At 70.7% G+C, this 16,447-nt stretch carries 12 protein-coding genes; all 12 read right to left on the bottom strand.

Annotated features, from left to right (window positions below):
* Nucleotides 1-4: 4 nt before the first annotated feature.
* Nucleotides 5-2,692 carry a molybdopterin-dependent oxidoreductase gene (locus GGR24_RS07635; RefSeq protein ID WP_183394752.1) on the bottom strand — a complete coding sequence of 896 codons (2,688 nt, stop codon included), beginning with the start codon at nucleotides 2,690-2,692 and terminating at the stop codon, nucleotides 5-7.
* Nucleotides 2,693-2,732: 40 nt separating this feature from the next.
* Nucleotides 2,733-4,349, bottom strand: coding sequence for a sulfite reductase subunit alpha (locus GGR24_RS07630; protein ID WP_183394751.1), 1,617 nt, complete (start codon nucleotides 4,347-4,349; stop codon nucleotides 2,733-2,735).
* Between the two features lie 2 nt (nucleotides 4,350-4,351).
* Complete coding sequence (locus tag GGR24_RS07625) at nucleotides 4,352-6,148, bottom strand: NirA family protein (protein WP_183394750.1); 1,797 nt, start codon at nucleotides 6,146-6,148, stop codon at nucleotides 4,352-4,354.
* Between the two features lie 8 nt (nucleotides 6,149-6,156).
* The gene (locus GGR24_RS07620; RefSeq protein ID WP_183395198.1) at nucleotides 6,157-7,371 is read right to left on the bottom strand and encodes an NAD(P)/FAD-dependent oxidoreductase; all 1,215 of its coding nucleotides are present in this window, start codon (nucleotides 7,369-7,371) and stop codon (nucleotides 6,157-6,159) included.
* Between the two features lie 5 nt (nucleotides 7,372-7,376).
* Nucleotides 7,377-8,174 (bottom strand): ABC transporter ATP-binding protein, encoded by a 798-nt coding sequence (locus GGR24_RS07615; RefSeq protein WP_183394749.1) that lies wholly within the window; start codon nucleotides 8,172-8,174, stop codon nucleotides 7,377-7,379.
* Nucleotides 8,175-8,184: 10 nt separating this feature from the next.
* Nucleotides 8,185-9,093: a nitrate ABC transporter permease gene (ntrB, locus tag GGR24_RS07610; protein ID WP_183394748.1), complete on the bottom strand. Its 909-nt coding sequence runs from the start codon at nucleotides 9,091-9,093 to the stop codon at nucleotides 8,185-8,187.
* Between the two features lie 41 nt (nucleotides 9,094-9,134).
* Nucleotides 9,135-10,445, bottom strand: coding sequence for a CmpA/NrtA family ABC transporter substrate-binding protein (locus tag GGR24_RS07605; RefSeq protein WP_183394747.1), 1,311 nt, complete (start codon nucleotides 10,443-10,445; stop codon nucleotides 9,135-9,137).
* Nucleotides 10,446-10,790: 345 nt separating this feature from the next.
* Nucleotides 10,791-11,888 (bottom strand): CmpA/NrtA family ABC transporter substrate-binding protein, encoded by a 1,098-nt coding sequence (locus GGR24_RS07600; protein ID WP_183394746.1) that lies wholly within the window; start codon nucleotides 11,886-11,888, stop codon nucleotides 10,791-10,793.
* The gene (locus GGR24_RS07595) at nucleotides 11,885-12,490 is read right to left on the bottom strand and encodes an ANTAR domain-containing response regulator (protein ID WP_183394745.1); all 606 of its coding nucleotides are present in this window, start codon (nucleotides 12,488-12,490) and stop codon (nucleotides 11,885-11,887) included. Before GGR24_RS07595 ends, GGR24_RS07600 begins: the two co-directional genes overlap by 4 nt.
* A gap of 66 nt (nucleotides 12,491-12,556) precedes the next feature.
* Complete coding sequence (locus tag GGR24_RS07590; RefSeq protein WP_183394744.1) at nucleotides 12,557-13,534, bottom strand: GNAT family N-acetyltransferase; 978 nt, start codon at nucleotides 13,532-13,534, stop codon at nucleotides 12,557-12,559.
* 151 nt (nucleotides 13,535-13,685) lie between these two features.
* A complete protein-coding gene (locus tag GGR24_RS07585; protein ID WP_183394743.1) occupies nucleotides 13,686-15,371 on the bottom strand; it encodes an ATP-binding protein in 1,686 nt (561 codons plus the stop codon).
* Nucleotides 15,372-15,512: 141 nt separating this feature from the next.
* On the bottom strand, nucleotides 15,513-16,316 hold the full coding sequence (locus GGR24_RS07580) for a potassium channel family protein (RefSeq protein ID WP_183394742.1): 804 nt from the start codon (nucleotides 16,314-16,316) through the stop codon (nucleotides 15,513-15,515).
* Nucleotides 16,317-16,447 lie beyond the last annotated feature (131 nt).

The raw sequence follows: 16,447 nt of genomic DNA, 5'->3' as shown, positions 1-16,447 counted from the left end.
CTTTTCAGCCGAAGAGACCCAACGCCGGGACGTTCGTCCTGACCCGGGCCGCGGCGACCATCCGGCGGATCTCCGGAAGGCAGGAGCCGCAGTTCGTTCCGGCGCTCGTCATGCTCCCCACGGTGGCGGCGTCGTTCGCGCCGGCGCGCAGCGCGTCCTCGATCGCGCCTCGGGAGACGCCGTGGCAGGCGCAGACCAAGGGGCCGCAATCCGCGCCGCCGCGGGCGCGACCGGCCAGGAGCAGGCCCCGGATCTCCCCCTCGGTCAGCCTGGCGCCGAGCTTCCCCCGAAGGAAGCTCCACGCGCCGGCCTGCGATCCAGGTCCCACGAACAAGGCCGCCTGCAGCAGCCCGTCGCGGAACGCCCCGGCCCGGTAGGTCCCGCGGGCGGGGTCGACGAAGTCGACGATCTCGTCGCTGCCCCGGAGATCCGGGAACACCTCTTCGAGCGTGACGGCGCCATTGGTGGCGAAGAGCAGGCTGACGCCGTGAGGCGCCACGGCGCGAGCCCACCAGGCCCCTTCATCCAGAACGCCGAGCGCGCCGCGGGTCAGCGCGAAGCCCTGTCGGCCGAAGACGACCGGCGCAGCGGCCACGGCGGTCGCCTTGGCGTCGGGCTGGCCGGAGACCGGGTCGGTCACGGCGTGCACGAGGGCGGCGACGCGCGCGCCGGATGAGGTCTCCTCCGTCCAGTGAATCGGGGCGAAGACGGCGCCGTCGCGCGCGGTCGGGTCGAACCGCACGCGGAGCACCGCTTCGCCGTGGGCGCTCGACACGCGCGCAAAGCCGCCGTCGGTCAGTCCGGCCCGAAGCCCGTCACGCGGCGAGATCTCGAGGAAAGGCTCGGGCAGATGGCTGGCGAGACGCGGGCTTCTGCCCGTGCGGGTCATCGTGTGCCACTGGTCGCGGATCCGCCCGGTGTTGAGGCGCAGCGTCCGGCCGGCGTCCGGGGGACGGCTCGCGGGCGGCTCGACGGCCACAAAGCGCGCGCGCCGGTCGCCGGTGAAGAAGCCGCCCTCGGCGAAGAACCGCGTCTCCCCGCCGGCGTCGCGGCGCTTGGCGGGCCACTGGGTCGGCTCCAGGGCGTCATAGGCGTCGTCGTCGAGCTCGGCGAGCGCGCCGATGTCGAAGTCGCGCGCGCCGCCATTCTCGAAGGCCGAAAGCGCGGCGTGCTCGCGGAACGCCTCGCCGGCCGTACGCCAGGCGAAGGCCGCGCCGAAGCCGAGCCGCTCCGCGACGCGGGCGATGATCCACCAGTCCGGCCGCGCCTCGCCGGGCAGGGGCAGGAAAGGCCGCTGACGCGATATGCGCCGTTCCGAGTTCGTGACTGTGCCGTCCTTCTCGCCCCACGCCGAAGCCGGAAGACGGATCTTCGCTCCGGCCGTGAGGGTGTCGTTCGAGGCGACGTTCTCCGACACGACGAAATGATCGAGCTTCGCCAAGGCCTTGCGCACAGCGTCGGCGCGCGGCAGCGAGGCGGCCGGATTGGTGCCCATCACCCAAAGGGCTCTGATCTCCCCGCGGTCGATGGCCTCGAACATGTCGACCGCCATGCGGCCCTCCGCGCGCGCCATGCGGGGCGCGTCCCAGAAGCGGCGGACCCTGTCGATCGAGGCGGCGTCGAAGCCCATATGGGCCGCGAGCTGGTTGGCGAGGCCCCCGACCTCGCGGCCGCCCATCGCGTTGGGCTGCCCGGTGAGCGAAAAGGGCCCCATGCCTTCGCGGCCGATGCGGCCTGTCGCGAGATGCACGTTGATGATCGCGTTGACCTTGTCGGTCCCCTGCGCCGACTGGTTCACGCCCTGGCTGTAGAGCGTCACCACGCGTTCGGCGCCGGCGAACAGGTCGAAGAACGCGGCGATCTCCGCCTCGGCGAGGCCGCACGCGGCCGCGACGGCGGCGAGGTCGGGCGCGATCTCGCGCGCGCGGGCGAGAGCCGCCTGGAAGCCTGACGTGTGGGCGTCGACGTAAGCCTGATCGACGAAGCCGCCGTCGGCCAGCGCGACGAGCAGCCCGGAGAACAGCGCGACGTCCGAGCCGCCCCTGAGCTGCAGATGCAGGTCGGCTTCGTCCGCCGTCGCGGTGCGGCGGGGGTCCAGCACGACGATCCTGGTCCCGCGCGCGGCCCGCGCGGCCAGCATCCGCTGGTGCAGCACCGGGTGGCACCAAGCGGCGTTGGAGCCGACGAGCACGAGGAGGTCGGCGGTCTCGAGATCGCGGTAGACGCCCGGGACGGTGTCGGCGCCGAAGGCGCGCTTGTGGCCCGCGACGGAGGACGACATGCAGAGCCGGGAATTGGTGTCGACGTTCGCGGAGCCGAGGAAGCCTTTGAACAGCTTGTTGGCGGCGTAATAGTCCTCCGTCAGCAACTGCCCCGACAGATAGAGGGCGATCGCCTCCGGCCCGTGCCGATCGAGCGTTTCGCGGAAGCCCCGCGCGGCGGCGTCCAGCGCCTCGTCCCACGACGCCCGGCGGCCTTCGATCTCGGGGTGCAGCAGGCGGCCGTCGAGCGAGAGCGTCTCGCCCAGCGCCGCGCCCTTGGAGCAGAGCCGGCCGAAATTCGACGGGTGCGCCGGATCGCCGGCGATGCTTGCGCCGCCGGCGCCGTCAGGCGTCGCCAGCACGCCGCAGCCGACGCCGCAATACGGGCAGGCGGTGCGGACCGGCGTCGGCTCACGCTCATGGGGGTTCACGAGCGCCCCGCCATGTGCGTTGACCCGGCCGGGGCGGGCTTCAATAGACGTCCGCCTGATAGCGGCCGGCCTTGCGCAGTTCGGCGACGAACGCCTTGCCGTCGCGCGCGCCGTGTTCGGAGACGATGTCGACCAGCGCCTTCTCGACGTCGACGGCCATGCGCTTGGCGTCGCCGCAGACGTAGAAATGCGCGCCGCGCTCCAGCCAGTTCCAGAGCTCCGCGCCAGCCTCCCGCATGCGGTCCTGGACGTAGACCTTCTCCGCGCCGTCGCGTGACCAGGCGAGGGACAGCGTCGTCAGCGCGCCCGCTTGCTGAAGCTCCGCCAGCTCTTCGCGGTAGAGAAAGTCGGTCGCCTCGCGCTGGTGCCCGAAGAACAGCCAGGCGCCGCCGGTCGCGCCGGTCGCGCGCCGCTCGCGCAGGAAAGACCGGAACGGCGCGATCCCGGTGCCGGGGCCGACCATGACGATCGGCGTGGCCCCGTCCTTCGGCAGGGCGAAGCCGTGCGCCTTCTGGACATAGACCTTGAGACGGTCGCCGGGCCCGACCCGGTCCGCGAGGTAGGTGGAGGCGAGGCCGAGCCGCATGCGGTCGCCGACGCGGTAGCGGACGGCGTCGACCGTGAGGCTGACCTTGCCGGGATCGGCGGACAGCGCGGAGGAGATCGAGTAGAGCCGCGGCTGCAGCGGCTCCAGGGTCGCGAGAAACTCGGCGAGCGGCGGCTTCGCGTCGGGAAACTTCTCCAGCGCGGCGAGCACGTCCAGCGTCTCGAGGTCGCCGTCCGGATCCTCGCCCTCCGCGAGCCGCGCGAGCCTCGCCTTGTCGGCGGCGTCCTCCGCATAGGTCCCGAGCAGTTCGAACAGCGCGTCAGGGGCCGCGCCGAGGGACACCTTGTCTGCGAGCCACGTGGCGAGCGGAAGAGTCTCGCCCGCATGGGTCACGAGATCGTTCATCGCGCAGCCGAGCCGCGCTGCGACGAGCGCGCAAAGCTCCCGGGCGTTGGAGGCGAACAGGCCGAAGCTGTCGCCCGGCTCGTAGCTCAGCCCGCTTTCCGAGAGGTCGATCTCGACGTGGTGCGTCTCCTTGTCGGACCCTTCCGCGTTGAGGCGCCGCCGCGACAGAAAGGCTGCCTCGACCGGGTTCTCGCGCGAGCGGCCCGGCGCGTCCGCGACCGGCGCGGCTGCGGGCGCAGCCTCGGCCGTCGGCGTCCCGCCGCCGTCGAGCTCCAGCGCGAGCTTCTTCAGCATGCGCTGGGTTTCCTTGCCGCCCGGCGCGCAGAGGTTGAGCTTCTTTTCTTCGCCTTTGGCGAGAGAGTCCGCATAGCTCTCGCAGAGATAGCCGCACTGCCCGCAATCCTGCTGCGCCATCGCGGCCATCATGCGCCGGTGCAGCGGCCTGCCGTCCGCGAGCCGCATGCGCTCCTCGATAGGCATGGAGGCGTCATGCCAGGGCGCGCCGTCATCCTCCTCGACAGGCTGCGCCTGGCCCGGCAGCGGCGAGCCCAGCAGCGCCTTGGCGGCGTCCGGGGACAGCGGCTGCACGCCGCCATCGAGCGAAAGCAGCCCGGCGAAGAAGCCGTTGAGCCAGGCCCGCTGCTCGGGGCTGAACGGCGCGTTCTCGGGCAGGATCGGCGGCAGGACCGGGGTCTGCGCGGTCATGCTCAGGCTCCCTCGAGTTCGAAGATGGCTTTCAGCTCGTCGATCGCGTGGCGGCGCGAGAAGGCCGCGAAGGTCTCTTCCGGTCCCGAGCGGCGGGCCAGATAGCCGCGCAGCATCTTCTCGACGACGGCCGCGCAGTCCTCGCCCTTCACGTCGCGAACGAGCTCGCGCGCGATGCTGGCGTCGCCGCCGAAGCCGCCGCCGACAAGCAGGTGGAAGCCCTCGACGGTGTCGTCCTCGCCGACCGGGACCCGCGCCCCGATCAGGCCGATGTCGCCGATGTAGTGCTGCGCGCACGAGTTGTGGCAGCCCGTCGCGTGGATGTTGATGGGCGTGTCGACGACCAGTCCGGCGGCGTCGATATGGGTCGCGATCTGGTCCGCGTAGCCCTTGGTGTCGGCGGCGGAGAACTTGCAGCCGCGGCTGCCGGTGCAGGCCACGAGGCCCGCGCGGACGTTGGAGGCCGAGGTCGCCAGTCCAATCTCCGCGACGCGGCGCTCGACCTCCGCCACACAGGCGTCGCGCACGCCCGAGATCAGCAGATTCTGCCAGACCGTAAGGCGTATGTCGCCGTCGCCGAGCTCCTCTGAGATGGCCGCGAGCGCGCGCATCTGCTCGCAGGTCAGGCGCCCGAGCGGCAGCGCGACGCCCACCCAGTTGTGGCCGGCCTGCCGCTGCGGGTGGACGCCGATATGCGCCATCCGGTCGCTTTCCGGTCGCGGGGCCACGGCGCCGGCGGGAGCGCGGGTGAGTTCGGCGCCGAGCTCGGCTTCGACGGCTTCGAGGAATTTCTCGAAGCCCCATGCGTCGAGCAGATACTTCAGGCGCGATCTGGTTCGCTCGGTGCGGTCGCCGGCGCGGATGAAGACCCGCACGATCGCGTCGGCGACCCTCACGGCCTGATCGAGCGGGACGATCACGCCGGTGTCGCGCGCGAAATCCTTGTGTCCGGTGATGCCGCCGAGCGCCAGCCGCCACCACGCCCCCGGCGCGACGCCGAAGCCGTCGCGCAGCTCGACGGCCTGGAAGCCGATGTCGTTGGTGTCTTCGAGCGCCGCGATCCGGCCGGCCCCGTCGAACGCGACGTTGAACTTGCGCGGCAGGCCATAGAGCGAGCGGTCGTTGAGGATGTGGTGATGCCACTCCTTCGCGTAGGGCCGGGTGTCGACCAGCTCCTGCGGGTCGATTCCCGCCGTCGGCGTGCCGGTGACGTTGCGGATGTTGTCCGCGCCGGCGCCCTTCGAGGTCAGGCCGAGGTCGACGAGGCCTTCGACGAAGGAGATGCCGTCGGCCGCGCCGATCTCCCGGACCTGCAGATTGGCGCGTGTCGTGACGTGGCTGTAGCCGCCGCCATACTGCCGCGCGAGATCGGCGACCCCGCGGAACTGCCAGGCGCGGAGGATGCCGTTGTGGATCCTTAGCCGGCACATATACGCGTCCTGCGTCGGACCCACATAGAACAGGCCGTGAAAGCGGATGCGGAAGTCGTCGAGCTGTTTCGCGAACCTGTTCTCCTTCGCCATGGTCTTGAACCGGGCGTAGGCGTCGAACGGGTGCTCCTCGCGCTTGGCGATCTCCTGCGGGCTGAGCTTCCGGCCCTCGCGCTCGAAGCGCGCCATCGCCTCGAGATGCGCGGCGTCCGGGCCGGACGGCGCAGCCGGCGCATTGGTCGCGGGCTGCGTCTGGAAGGCGGGCGCTCCGCCGAAGCCGGGCAGTCCGCGCGAACCCCGCACCGCCTGCACGCCCGAGACGAAGCCCTCGAGATAGCGCTTCTGGTCGGGTGAGAAGTCCTGGCTCATCGTCTCCCTCACGCCGCCATCGCGAAGCCGCGGCCGAAGGCGAGGTCTTCGCGCAGCGGGCCGAGCGGCGTCGCGGTCGTGATCAGGTCGAGGTACCAGAGGGCGTCCGAGGTCTCGCCGACCAGGATCGCTCCCTTGAGCCGGTCATCGCGGACGATCAGCTTGCGATAGTGCCCGTGCCCGGGATCGGCGAGCACCATGGTCTCGTCGCCGTCTTCCGGCTCGATCGCGCCGGCGGAGAACACGCCGACGCCCGAGACCTTGAGATTGGTGGAGAGCACGCTGCCGGCGTAGGTCGCGCTGTCGTCGCCCGCGAGGCGGCGGGCGAGCGTTCTCGCCTGCTCGTAGGCCGGAGCCACGAGGCCGTAGACGTCGCCGCGGTGCTCCGCGCATTCGCCGAGCGCGAAGATGTCCGGATCGGAGGTCGCGAGGCGATCATCCACCGTGATCCCGCGATTGACGCGCAGTCCGGCCGCCTTCGCGAGGCCGGCGTTCGCCCGGACTCCGCACGCCATCACCACCAGATCGGCCGGAAGCCTCTCGCCAGTCGCGAGTTCGAGACCCGTCACCTGCGCGTCGCCCGTTATGGCGACGCTCGACGCGGACAGGGCGAAGCCGACGCCCTTGGCCTCCAGCGTCCGCCTGAGCGTCGCCGCGCCGCGCTCGTCGAGCTGGCGCTCCATCAGCCGGTCGGCGAGATGGACCACCGTGACGGAGCAGCCGCGCCGGACGAGCCCATAGGCGGCCTCGAGACCGAGCAGGCCGCCCCCGATCACCAGGGCCCGCCGTCCCGGAGCCGCGAGGGCGCGCAGCCGCGTCGCGTCGTAGAGGTCGCGGAACGTCAGCGTCTGGGGCAGATCCGCGCCAGGCAAAGGCAGGCGGATCGCTTCGGATCCGGTCGCCAGGACAAGCTTGTCGAAGGCGAGCGCCCGGCCGCCGCGCAGGATCAGCCGCTTCCCTGCACGGTCGATCGCCTGCGCGGGAGCGCCGGTCAGCAGGCGAAACCCATGCGCGGCGTACCAGTCACGGCCCCGGAGGCGCAGGTCCTCGTCGCTCGCTTCGCCGGCGAGCAGGGAGGACAGCAGAACCCGGTTGTAGGCCGGCGTCGGCTCCGCCCCCACGACGGTGACGTCGTAGCGGCGGGGAGCGGCGGCGGCGAGCTCCTCGAGGAGTTTGAGGCTCGCCATGCCGGCGCCGACGATGACGAGGCGTTCGGGCTGCATCTCGCTCACGCCGCCTCGACGAAGCGGTGGCGTTCGTAGAGGAACTTGAGCACGGCGGCCCGCGCCGCGATGTAGCCCCGGTCCGACACCAGTTCGAGCCGGTTGCGCGGGCGGTCGAGCGGCACCTCCAGAACGTCGCCGATGCGGGCCGAGGGTCCGTTCGTCATCATCACGATGCGGTCCGACAGCAGCACCGCCTCGTCGACATCGTGCGTGATCATCAGCACGGTGTTCCTGAGCTCCGCCTGGATCTGCATGACCTGGTCCTGCAGATGGGTGCGGGTGAGCGCGTCGAGCGCGCCGAACGGCTCGTCCAGCAGGAGGACCTTCGGCTGCATCGCGAGCGCGCGGGCGATCCCGATGCGCTGCTTCATGCCGCCCGAGATTTCGGACGGCCGCCGGTCCTTGGCGTGCTCCATGTGGACGAGCTTGAGCTTGTGCATCGTCCAGTCGTGGCGCTCGGCCTTGGACTTCGTCTTGCCGAAAACCTTGTCGACCGCGAGCGCAACGTTCTCGTAGCAGGTCAGCCACGGCAGAAGACTGTGGTTCTGGAATACGACCGCGCGATCCGGGCCGGGCTCGTCGACCACCTGGCCTTCGAGGAAGACGACGCCGGTCGTGGCCTGGGTCAGGCCGGCGACGATGTTGAGCAGCGTCGACTTTCCGCACCCCGAATGACCGATGATCGAGATGAACTCGCTTTCGTTCACCTCGAGCGAGATGTTCTTCAGCACCTCGTTGGTGACGGCCCCGCGGGTGAAGCTCTTGTCGACGTGTTCGATGGTCAGGAATGACTTGGCCATGGGCTCGTCCTCACGCGTTGGCCGTGCCGCGGGTGACCGCGACGGCGATCAGGGCGACGATGCGATCGAGGATGAAGCCGACCGCGCCGACGTAGACGAGCGCGAGGATGATGTCGCTGATCCGCGACGAGTTCCACGCGTCCCAGATGAAGAAGCCGATGCCCACGCCGCCGATCAGCATTTCTGCCGCGACGATCGCGAGCCACGACAGGCCGATGCCGATCCTGAGCCCGGTGAAGATGTACGGAGCGGCCGCCGGCAGCATGATCTTGATGAAGTATTCGAGAGGGTTCAGCCGCAGGACCTGCGCGACGTTCTTGTAGTCCTGCGGAATGTTCCGGATGCCGACCGCCGTGTTGATGATGATCGGCCAGATCGCGGTGATGAAGATCACGAAGATCGCGGACGGCTCGCCGTCCCGGAACGCGGCGAGCGAGAGCGGCAGCCAGGCGAGCGGCGGGATCGTCCGCAGCACCTGGAAGACCGGATCGAGGCCGCGCATCGCCCAGACCGAGCCGCCCACAAGCGCGCCGAGCGCAACCCCGGCGACCGCCGCCAGCGCATAGCCGAGCGCGACGCGCTTCAGGCTGACGTAGAGCTGCCAGCCGAGGCCTTTGTCGTTGCCGCCATTGTCGTAGAACGGGTGGGCGATCAGCTCCCAGGTGTCGCTGACGACGCGCGACGGCGCGGGCAGCGACGATGTCGGCGAGGAGCACAGCAGCTCCCAGAGCAGCAGCAGCGCGGCGATCGTCAGAAGCGGAGGAATGATCGCCCGAGCGAGCTCCGTCAGCCGTGTCCGGGCGCGCGGGCCGAACACCGGCCGCGCGGCCGGCGCCGGCAGGCTCACGACCGTCCCTGCCGCGGAGGTCGGCGTCTTGAGCGGCGTCACGTTCGACGTCGCGGCGGCAATCTGTGTCATCGCATGTCTCCGGGGAGGGCGCGGCGAAGCGGGCGGCCGCCTCAGACCATGCGCTTGATGTCGAGGCTCGCGAGGTATTCGCCCGGGTTCTCGGGATCGAAGACCTTGCCGTCGAAGAACTTCTCGACGCCGCGCGAGGTCGAGGCCGGGAGGTCGGTCACGCCGAGCTCCTTGGCGGCCTCGCGCCAGAGGTCTTCGCGGTTGACCTTGTCGATCAGCGCCTTGGCGTCGGTGTTTTCGGGCAGGTAGCCCCAGCGCATGTCCTCGGTGATGAACCAGAGGTCATGGCTCTTGTAAGGATAGCCGGCGTTGTCCGCCCAGTAGTGCATCATGAACGGGCTGTTCTCGAGCACCGGCTTGCCGGCGCCGTAGTCGAACGTGCCCTTCATGCGCGCCACGGTGTCGGAGATCGGAGCGCCGATCCAGTTGCGCTTGGCGCAGATGGCGGCGAGCTCCTCCTTGTTCTCCATCTTCTCGCACCATTGCTGGGCCTCCATGACGGCCATCAGCAGAGCCTTGGCGGCCTTCGGGTTCTTCTCGACATAGTCGGCGCGCAGCGCGAACGCCTTCTCGGGATGCTTGTCCCAGAGCTCGCCGGTGGTGAGCGCCGTGTAGCCGATCTTCTGGTTCTTGAGCTGCTCGTTCCACGGCTCGCAGACGCAGAAGCAGTCCATCGTCCCGACCTTCATGTTCGCCACCATCTGGGCGGGCGGGACGACGATGGTCTGGATGTCCTTGTTGGGATCGACGCCGCCGGCCGCGAGCCAGTAGCGGATCCAGAGATCATGGGTGCCGCCCGGGAAGGTCATCGCGGCTTTGACGTCCTTGCCGGAGGCCTTCTTCTTCTCGAGCGCAGTCTTGAACGGCCTGGTGTCGAGGCCGAGCTTCAAATCCGCATATTCCTGGCCGACCGAGATGCACTGGCCGGCGACGTTCAGCCGGCCGAGGATCATCATCTCCGTCGGCCGGTTGTTCTGGGTCATCGCCCCGGTGGTGATGAGGTACGGCATCGGGGTCAGGATGTGCGCGCCGTCGATGCCGCCGCCGGCCGAGCCGAGCACGATGTTGTCGCGCGTGGTGCCCCAGGAGGACTGCTTGGCGACCTCCACCTCGGTCATGCCGTACTTGTCGAACAGCCCCTTTTCCTTGGCGACGAACAGCGGTCCCGCGTCCGTCAGCGCGATGAAGCCGAGCTTCGCCTTGGGCGTCTCCGGTCCCGCGGTCTGGGCGTAGGCGCCGGAGGGCAGCAGGGCGCGGGCGGCCAGCAGCGTGGCGGCCGCGCCAGCCCCGGCGCGCAGCACGGAGCGGCGGCTCGCGCCGCTCGTCAGGAGGGTCTTCACGTGGTCGGTCATCGTGGTCGGCTCCGTGAAGGCGCGCGCGCGCCGGCTCTGGCGGATCGCCCCGAGGGGCGGAGAACAAAAAAAAGCCGCTGACGAGGTGCGCGTTGGCGCAGTCGTTCAGCGGCGTCGCTGGCGGCCCATCGTTGGGCGGAGAGGTCCAAGGCGTCAGCGGCGACGCGAACCTGCGCGACTATTCATTCAAGCCGCGTGCCAACCGCTCGGACCGGCGTGGGAACGAGGATCAGAGGCGTTTTGCGCGCAAAGGAAATCAGCGGTCGCCGCGCTGACGCCTGTCGGCGCGGCAGGCCTGCGCGTTCGCTGCGCGAAAATTGTGCGATGCCCCGGAGGGCGCCGAGCTCAGCCGGTGAACAGGCCCAGCGGATCGGAAACGTCAGGGGCGGCGGCGCCCATGGCTGCGTCATAGAGGTCGGGGCGGTAGACGGCTTCCGCGTCGCCCGCCTGCCCCTCGGGCGCCTGGCTCCAGCGGGTCATCTCGCCGTAGAGCCAACCGGCGTGGCGGAGGTCGGGCCGCATGGCGCCGCCGCGCGCGAAGATGAGGTAATCCGGCTCCTCGCGCTCCGCCCCGGCCGGGCCCGTCGGAAGGCGACCATCGAGCGCGCGGCGGATCAGCGGCTCCGGCACGTCGAGCATGTGGGGCGCGGCGAGCAGCCGGGCGGCCTCGGCATGGTTGCCCGGCTCGTCCAGCCATTCGCCGGCGCGGACGCAGGCGCGGACCAGCCGCGCCGTCCGCTCCGCGTCCTCGTCGAGCCAGGCCGACCTGACGGCCAGCACCTTCTCGGGGCAGCGCCGCACGAGATCGACCCCGAGATGCAGGATGCGGCCGATGCCGAGATCGACCGCGACCGAGTTCCACGGGGCGCCCACGCAAAACCCCTCGACATGGCCGCTCCTGAGCGCGTCGACCATGTAGGGCGGCGGGACCACCGCGAGCCGGACGTCGTCCTCCGGATCGAGGCCGGCCGCGGCGAGCCAGAGGCGGAGCTGGTAGTTGTGGGTCGAGAACGGAAAGGTCATGCCGAGCGTCGGCCGCTCGTCGCCGCGCCGGCGGCGCGCCCGCACGACGGCCGCGAAGGCGGCGCCGGTGGCCGCCGGGTCGCGCGGGTTCGCGCGCGGCGCGAGATTGGCGAGCAGCTCCTCATGGAGGTGCGGCGTCAGGGTGATGGCGTTGCCGTTCAGGCCGAGCGCCACCGGGGCGGCCAGCGACGCCCGGATGCCGCCCAGCCCGAGCGAGGTCGAGATGGCGAGCGGCGCCAGAAGATGCGCGGCGTCGAAATGACCGAAGGTCAGCCGGTCTCGGATGTTCGCCCAGGAGACCTCGCGGACGAGCTCGATCTCCAGGCCCTCATCGGCGGCGAATCCGCATGTCGCGGCGACGATCGGCGCGGCGGCGTCGACCAGCGGGATGAAGCCGATCTTCAGGCGGTCCGCGCTCATCCCAGAAGCTCCGCTGCGGTGACCACAGATTGCGCGATCTCGGAGATCTTCTTCTTCTCGTTCATCGCGACCTTGCGCAGCAGGGCGTAGGCCTGCTCTTCGTCGATGCCCTTCGAGCGCATCAGGATGCCCTTGGCGCGGTCGATGATCTTGCGCTCCTCGAGCTGCCCCTTGGCCTGCTCGAGCTCCGTCCGCAGCCGCGAGAAGGCGTTGAACCGGCTGATGGTCGTGTCGAGGATGGGCTTTATGCGCTCCTTCTTCAGCCCGTCCACGACATAGGCGGACACGCCGGCGTCGATGGCGCGATCGATCGAGACCGCGTCGGTCTGGTCGACGAACATGCCGACCGGCCTGCGCACCGCGCGGCTGACCTGGAACATCTGCTCCAGCACGTCCCGGCTCGGGTTCTCGAGATCGATCAGGATCACGTCCGGGTCGATGGCGTAGATCCGCTCCAGCAGGTTCACGTGATCGGAGATCAGCATGATGGCGTCGTGCCCCGCGGCGCGCAGGCCCTCCTCGAGAATCGCGGCCCGGACCGGGCTCTCGTCGATGAGCACGATCTTCACGGGCCGGTCCGAAACGGGCGGGCGTTCGGGCATCGATGTTCCTGCGCGCGGGACGAGGTCAGTCGTCGAGCGTGAAGTCGACGCGACGTCGCGCCCGGCTCAGGCGGCGTGGCGACCCGCGTCGGCTCCGTAATACGCGACGTAGCGTGGATTGATACACTGGCGCGGCAGAACGATCAGCACGTCGGTCGTGCCGAACGCATGGTCCACCACTGCGCCGTCCCCGATGAAGGCCCCGAGCCTGAGATAGCCCTTGATGAGGGGCGGCAGGGCCCGCAGGGCCGCGCGCGGATCGATGGCCTCGCGGGCCAGCAGGCGCATCTCGGCGCGCCGCGCCGCGACCGCCGGCGCCCGCCATTCCGGCGGAGCGGCGTGGAAGTGATGCAGATAGGAGAGCGGCAGCGCGAGCCGCTCCGGATCCGTTCCCTCGAGCGAGGCGCAGCCGATCATCACGTCGACGCCGTGCGCCAGCACATAGGCCCAGATGCCGTGCCACAGCAGCTCGACAGTGCGCTTGTCCCGGTAGGGCTCCAGAACACAGGATCGGCCGAGCTCCAGGAATGACAGCTCGGGGTGGCGGGCCACCAGACCGTCCACTTCGAACTCGCTGGCGCTGTAGAAGCCGAACGTCCGGTCGGCGACTTCGCCGCGCAGCAGACGGTATGTCCCGACGACCTTCGGCTTCGCGGCCCCGAAGGGAGACGCCGGATCGATCGCGCCGACCTCGAAGCCCTTGAGCCCCGCCGGAAGCCCGCCGGGCTTCGGCGCCCGCGATTGATGGTCCATGACCAGCAGGTGGTCGCACACCGCGTCGAACGGGTCGGAGTCGCGGCGGGCGAGCCGCGCCGTCATGCTGGGCGCGGCCTGCATCTCCTCGAAGAAGACGCGGTATCGAAGCCGCTGCGCGCGGCGGATTTCCTTCGCGGTCTCCGCGAGCCTGATCTCAAGCGAGCCGATCCGCCCGAGCGGCTGCGCGAGGCGCGGCCCCGGGGAGGGCTTTGGTCGGAAACCGAAGCCGACGGCCGGAGCTTCGAGGCCGGCGGCGGCGGGCGGGAAATCAATCGGATCTGTCGACATGAGGCGCCTCCCCAAGGGGACGTCTCATGTCCCCGATGTCCGGAGGCGGCGGGAACCATCGCCTTCCGGGGGCCGAATTGGTCCCGCGCAAGGAGGAGCATATTCGCCGCACAGGCGTGTGACAACGCAGGCCAGCGGCGTCGCCGCCGCGTCAGGCGACCCGCGAGCCGTTGCCCTTCAGGGGCGCGAGCGCCTCCGCCAGCGCCTTGCGCTCGAGCGGTTTGGCCAGGACGTCGTTGATCCCGGCCGCAAGCGCCGCGGCGCGATCGTCGGGGCCGGCGTTGGCGGTGACGGCGAGAAGCAGAGCCGGCCGTCGACCCTCGGCGGCCTCGATCGCGCGGATGCGGCGCGCGGCGCCGCAGCCGTCGAGCTCCGGCATGCGGAGGTCAAGCAACGCCGCGTCGTAAGAGCCTCCTTCGAACGCCGAAACCGCCGAGAGGCCGTCGGCGACGTGGTGGGCCGTGTGCCCGAGCCTGTTGAGGTGGGCGATCGCGATGAGCGAACTCACGGGGTCGTCCTCGGCCAGCAACACCCTGAGCCCGCCCGCGCCGGGCGCCGGGGCTGGCTCGGCCGGCGTCGGCGCCGCGGGACGGTTCGAGGGCTGCGCGATCAGCCGGTTGTCGAGCGACGCGGCCCGGACGGGCTTCACCAGATAGCCGTCGAAGCCCGCCGAAAGCAGACCGGCGAGTTCCCCCCGTTCGGCCGGGGTCACCAGAACGATGACGCGCCCCACGCCGGCGGCCTTGGCCGCGGTCGCGCGCGCAGGCGCCAGGCTGTCGATGAGAACGGCGTCGTAACCCGGCTTGATCTCGTCTCGCATGGCCGCGAGCTCGGCCTCCGCGCCCGCGTCCCGCAGCCTTTCGGTGAGCCAGGGGCCGGTGAACGGCGCATCGGAGACCACCAGGACGCGGCGTCCTGCCAGGGGAGCGCGCACGTCGAAGGACGGCGCATCCCCTGCGCGCCGCAGCGGCAGGCGGAGCATGAAGGTGGCGCCGGCCCCGGGCCGACCTTCGGCGGCGATCGAGCCGCCCATCGCAACGGCGAGCTGGCGGCTGATCGCGAGACCGAGGCCCACGCCGCCCGTGGCCGGGTCCGGGGCGTCGCGGGTGAACTCCTGGAACAGCCGCTCGGCGTCCGCCGGCTCGAAGCCCGGTCCGGTGTCGACGACCGAGAACCTCACCTCATCATCGAGGATGTCGAGCCGCAGGCCGACGCCGCCCTGAGCGGTGAACTTGATGGCGTTGCCGGCGAGGTTGAGCAGGATCTGGCGCAGACGTCCCGGGTCGCCGCGGAGCCTGGTCGCTCCTGGACCCGCCACGCAGGCGAGATCGAGACCCTTCGCCTGCGCGCGCGGGGCGAGCAGTTCGGCGACGTCCTCGAGGAGGTCGACGGGATCGAACGGTTCGTCCTGCAGCGTGAGCCCGCCCGCCTCGATGCGGGAGTGGTCGAGAATCTCGTCCACCAGATCGAGCATGGCGGCGGCCGACCGCCTGACGGCGTTGGCGTAGGTTCGCTGATCCGGCGCCAGCGGGGTCTCGAGCAGCAGATCCGTGGTGCCGATCACGCCGGACAGCGGCGTGCGCATTTCGTGCGTGACGTTCGCCAGGAACCGGGCCTTGGCCCGGTCGCCGGCTTCCGCCGCCTCGAGCGCAGCCTCGCGCGCGGCGCGGGCGTGCTGCTCGGCTTCGGTCGCGCGCCACAGCGCGTCCTGCAGGCTCTCGAGCTCCGCCGCCGCCGCGGCGCGGGAGCGCCGAAGCGCGCGCCGTCCCAGCGCCGCCGCCGCAAGCGCACCGACCGTCAGCCCTCCCGCGAAGGCGGCCGCCATACCGAATGCCACGCCACCCTCCACGTCCGGGCGCTCCGTTCCCGCCCGAAGGGGCCTGAGCCTAAACGCCACGCGTTTAGGAAGCGTTGAAGGGGGCAGCTTCGCTTCGCCGGCTTATCGCTTCACCGACCGCGCGCGAACGCGGCGGCGGGCTCAGTCATCGCCGTCGGGGATCTTCAGCTGATGGCCGCAGGCCTTGCAGTGCACTGCGTCCGGCTCGTGGCGCATCAGGGCGCATTGCGGGCAGGAGAAGGTGACCTTCCGCGGCCGGAAGATCGCCTGCGCGAGGCGCACGAACAGCGAGATGCCGACGATCATCGCCACGACCGAGGTGAGCCGGCCCCAGGGCCCCGGCAGCGTCACGTCGCCGAAGCCCGTGGTGGTGACGGTCGCGACCGTGAAGTAGAGCGCGTCGACATAGCCCTCGATGCCGTCGGCGCGGTTGGCGAAGAAGGTGTAGACGAAGCCGGTGGTGACGAAGAGGAAGGTGGTGAGGTTGACCACCGCCCGCGTGGCGTCCTCCCAGTGCGCGTAGCCCGCCCGCCGCATCGGCCGCCACACGACCGGGCTGCGCGACAGGGTCCACAGTCGCAGCACCCTGAGGAAGCCGAGATTGACGATCCAGAGCGGCGCAAGCAGCGTGACGAAGATGAAGCCGTCCACCCAGACGTCCGGGCGCTTCAGCCAGCGCCTGAGATCGTCCGCCGCGAGCGCCCGCGCCGCGAGGTCGAGCCCGACCAGCAGGGCGATCGAATAGTCGAGCCAGAGGAAGACCGGGCCATCGCCGAGCAGCGGGGTGGCGAGGAAGAAGCCGATGATCGCGAGGTCGACCGCCACCACCGCGCACTGGAAGCGCAGCGCGGCGGGCGTCTCGCCATGATAGAGCCGGTTCAGCCGCCGCCGCAGGGGCGAGCGCGGCGCGGGGAGAGCAGGGACGCTTTCGAGATGGGACGCCATCGGCTCTGAGCTACAGCCGCCCGCGGCCGTCGCCACGCGCTATTGCCGCGCGCCCGATCACTCCCCCGTGAACGGGCCGATCGCCGGGCCGCGAAACGAAAACGGGAAGCGGTCTCCCGCTTCCCCGTTTT

The sequence above is a fragment of the Hansschlegelia beijingensis genome, from assembly GCF_014196425.1.
Taxonomy (GTDB): Bacteria; Pseudomonadota; Alphaproteobacteria; order Rhizobiales; family Methylopilaceae; genus Methylopila; species Methylopila beijingensis.
Note: the sequence above shows the minus strand (reverse complement) of the source record. Positions and strands in the feature narration are given on the sequence as shown.